The following is a 2,418-nucleotide window of genomic DNA, read 5'->3' as shown; positions in this document are numbered from 1 at the left end:
ATCCCCGCCCTCGGTGCAAAGCTATGATTTCAGTTCGGCACGGCGCGCAGCGCTGGCCCTGGTGTGCAGGTCGCATTCCGCACGGGTGTAGAGCTTCACCGCGCAGCCGGGCGCCATGGTGCGGTCGATCTTGTTCTGGTCGGCGATGCTCTTGCCCTGCGCACCGGCAAGGCTGTTACCGATGGCCTGTCGAAGCGGCATCACACCGCTGACCCCCGAAGTCGTACACGCCGCCAGCGTCGATGCACTCGTCAAGAGACATGCGAGCGTCAATGCCCTTATGGATCGCATCGGTATTCTCCTTTTCGATCTTGGCGCGCAGCTCGTCGGCGCCCCAATGCTTGATGAGTGCGTAGCCGCCGAGCGCGGTGCCGGAGACGGCGGCGGCGATCGCGACCCAGATGATGATGCCGGCCAGCGGTCGGGGAACGCCTATGAGACCGGCAACCAGGGAGATCAGCCAGGTCATGCCGGCGCGGTCCCGAGGGCTTCAGCCAGGCGCTTGGCCTTGCGGTTGACGTACCAGCGATAGGCAAGGCCTCCGATGACCAGCAGCGCACTCGCGAACGCCAGTGCGACGACGACTTTTCCAATGAGCTCGCTCGAATACGAGAGCGGCGAGATCTGGTTCTGCAGCTCGGTCAACGTGCCAGCAAGGCCGCCGCTGGCGACGCCACCACCGGTGGCCAAGTCTGCCGGCGCGGTCGATGGCGCCGCCTTGGCGTCCTCGACCAGCGCTTTTGCCTGGCCGCCGGCGATGAAGTTGGCGGCCTGCGGCTTCTCGCCGGTCGCCCATGCCTTGCCGATCGCTCGCACCTCGGCGACACGCGCCGTCCAGCCCTTGCCGAAGGTCGGGAACGTGCCGAGATGGCGAAGGAAGTTCATGCGCGCATCGCAAATGCGGTCGATCAACGCGTCATTGTTGTTGACAGCCTTGAGCGCCGCCAAGGTGCCCACGCCAATGACGCCGTCGATCGGCCCGGTGTAGACCGGACGAAGCGCCTGCTGAAGCCACATGATCGAGCGGCCGGGCCCGGAGTTGACGCCGCCATCGAACACGACGTAGTCGACGCCGTCAGGCATCAGGTCGCCCTTCACCGCGTCCCAGTACTGGCGATCATAGATCTCGCCGACCTCATCCATGGTGATGCTCTTGACCGAGCGCTTCGCCAGGCCCTTGCCCTTCCGGTAGCCGTCATAGACGCGCTGCGTCACGCCCTTGTTGGTCGGACCGCCAGGATCGGCCGGATGGTTCACATAGCCGCCTTCGTGCACCAGCACCTTGGCAAGCGATTCCTTTTCGCGCGAAACGGCCATGACAGTTCCTTTCCGCCCTCACGAGCAGGTTGTTTGGTTTTGGATTTTGGCTATGGTCGGCCCCGGGAGGGCCAGGGATGAAATACGACGAACCCCTAGGGGATTGGATATCGCTGCCGAAACCGTGGCTGGAGCTACGGCAGGGCATGCGCGAAGAAGTCGCCGCGGATGCCGGCGAAATCCACACCTATGACGGCGGGCGCCTAATACGCATTGACGGCGTGTGGGAAGTGCTGAAGAGCGGCGATCACAACGATGCCGACGTGGTTCTCAATGCGCTGCGCAAACCAAACTAAAGGCCCGTATGCGATGGAAACTCAACTGGGAGCCTGGGCCGGGCGGCTGCTGAAACTATGGCAGGAATGGGCGCCCGCCATGGGCGTTGTCATCGCAATCCTGGTCTGCCTGGTCTGGACGGTTTACCTGCCGATCGTCGGATTGCGGCACCTCTTGGGGTACTGAAGCGCAGGCGCTTGCACAGTGTCGGCCTAAGCCTGGAACATCTTCCGCCAGTGATCCAGCATCTTCAAAGCGAGTACATTTTTCTGGGTGACGGGTTTGTACGAACCGCTTGCGGCCGTAACCGCGACGTCGGCGGCAAAATCGAAGGCCGCAGAGATCACCTGCTTCCCACCTTCCCGCTTATTCAGTTCCATCAGCAAGCCGGTCATGACCATCTGCATGGCCGTCGACTCGGCTTGCATGCTAACCAACAGTTCATGGTGCGCTGCCAGTGCCGCCTTGACCTGCTCATAGTCGGGCTCCTTGTCGCTGCCCGTCATTTCGCGCCCACAGAAAGCATCAGGTCCAAATACTCATCGGCCACCTTCGACCAGGTTCGAGCTGAGAGTATCTCAAACAGCGGACGCTGCGCTTCGAAAAGCGCTTCCCTGTTGTCGAGGCCCCAAAGGACTTTGCGCAGCATGTCCTCCCGGTCCTGCGGATCGAAAGTCATGATATCGAGCAGCTTCCGGTCCTTCAACAGCTCCGTAACAACTGGAATGCGGCTCATCACTGAGGGTGTTCCTACGGAATAGGCCTCTGAGAAAGTAAACGGGAAGCCACCCTCGAATTGAGTGGGGGTTACGGAAAGAGCCGACA

6 protein-coding genes and 1 pseudogene are annotated in these 2,418 nt (G+C 61.9%); 2 read left to right on the top strand and 5 right to left on the bottom strand.

Annotation, left to right across the window (positions count from 1 at the left end):
* Positions 1–21: 21 nt before the first annotated feature.
* The 3 genes from FJ980_RS29785 to FJ980_RS29780 are packed head-to-tail and all read right to left on the bottom strand — an operon-like array spanning position 22 to position 1,317.
* Entirely contained in the window at positions 22–201 is a 180-nt protein-coding gene (locus FJ980_RS29785) for a hypothetical protein (RefSeq protein WP_246676609.1), read from the bottom strand.
* Positions 176–469, bottom strand: coding sequence for a hypothetical protein (locus FJ980_RS34890; protein WP_181181347.1), 294 nt, complete (start codon positions 467–469; stop codon positions 176–178). The genes FJ980_RS29785 and FJ980_RS34890 overlap by 26 nt, the downstream gene beginning before the upstream one ends.
* Positions 466–1,317: a glycoside hydrolase family 108 protein gene (locus FJ980_RS29780; RefSeq protein ID WP_140547199.1), complete on the bottom strand. Its 852-nt coding sequence runs from the start codon at positions 1,315–1,317 to the stop codon at positions 466–468. Before FJ980_RS29780 ends, FJ980_RS34890 begins: the two co-directional genes overlap by 4 nt.
* Before the next feature lie 77 nt (positions 1,318–1,394).
* Here FJ980_RS29780 and FJ980_RS29775 point away from each other — a divergent pair, with 77 nt between their 5' ends.
* Positions 1,395–1,613, top strand: a complete 219-nt coding sequence (locus FJ980_RS29775; protein WP_140547198.1) for a hypothetical protein — start codon at positions 1,395–1,397, stop codon at positions 1,611–1,613.
* 13 nt (positions 1,614–1,626) lie between these two features.
* Positions 1,627–1,779 (top strand): hypothetical protein, encoded by a 153-nt coding sequence (locus FJ980_RS34885; RefSeq protein ID WP_181181346.1) that lies wholly within the window; start codon positions 1,627–1,629, stop codon positions 1,777–1,779.
* Between the two features lie 26 nt (positions 1,780–1,805).
* On the opposite strand, the gene FJ980_RS29770 is transcribed toward FJ980_RS34885, so the two are convergent.
* A complete protein-coding gene (locus tag FJ980_RS29770) occupies positions 1,806–2,099 on the bottom strand; it encodes a hypothetical protein (RefSeq protein WP_140547197.1) in 294 nt (97 codons plus the stop codon).
* Positions 2,096–2,418 (bottom strand): annotated as a pseudogene (locus tag FJ980_RS29765) (glycosyl transferase family 1); the annotation flags it as partial. The pseudogene FJ980_RS29765 and the gene FJ980_RS29770, both read right to left, overlap by 4 nt.

The organism is Mesorhizobium sp. B1-1-5 (assembly GCF_006443065.1).
Classification (GTDB): Bacteria; Pseudomonadota; Alphaproteobacteria; order Rhizobiales; family Rhizobiaceae; genus Mesorhizobium.
The sequence above is the reverse complement of the archived record's forward strand: the minus strand, read 5'-3'. Positions and strand labels throughout refer to the sequence as shown.

Bases quoted from the DNA above. Each gene is read 5' to 3' on its own strand.
- FJ980_RS29785 (WP_246676609.1), bottom strand. From the start codon at position 201: ATGCCGCTTCGACAGGCCATCGGTAACAGCCTTGCCGGTGCGCAGGGC.
- FJ980_RS34890 (WP_181181347.1), bottom strand. From the start codon at position 469: ATGACCTGGCTGATCTCCCTGGTTGCCGGTCTCATAGGCGTTCCCCGA.
- FJ980_RS29780 (WP_140547199.1), bottom strand. From the start codon at position 1,317: ATGGCCGTTTCGCGCGAAAAGGAATCGCTTGCCAAGGTGCTGGTGCAC.
- FJ980_RS29775 (WP_140547198.1), top strand. From the start codon at position 1,395: ATGAAATACGACGAACCCCTAGGGGATTGGATATCGCTGCCGAAACCG.
- FJ980_RS34885 (WP_181181346.1), top strand. From the start codon at position 1,627: ATGGAAACTCAACTGGGAGCCTGGGCCGGGCGGCTGCTGAAACTATGG.
- FJ980_RS29770 (WP_140547197.1), bottom strand. From the start codon at position 2,099: ATGACGGGCAGCGACAAGGAGCCCGACTATGAGCAGGTCAAGGCGGCA.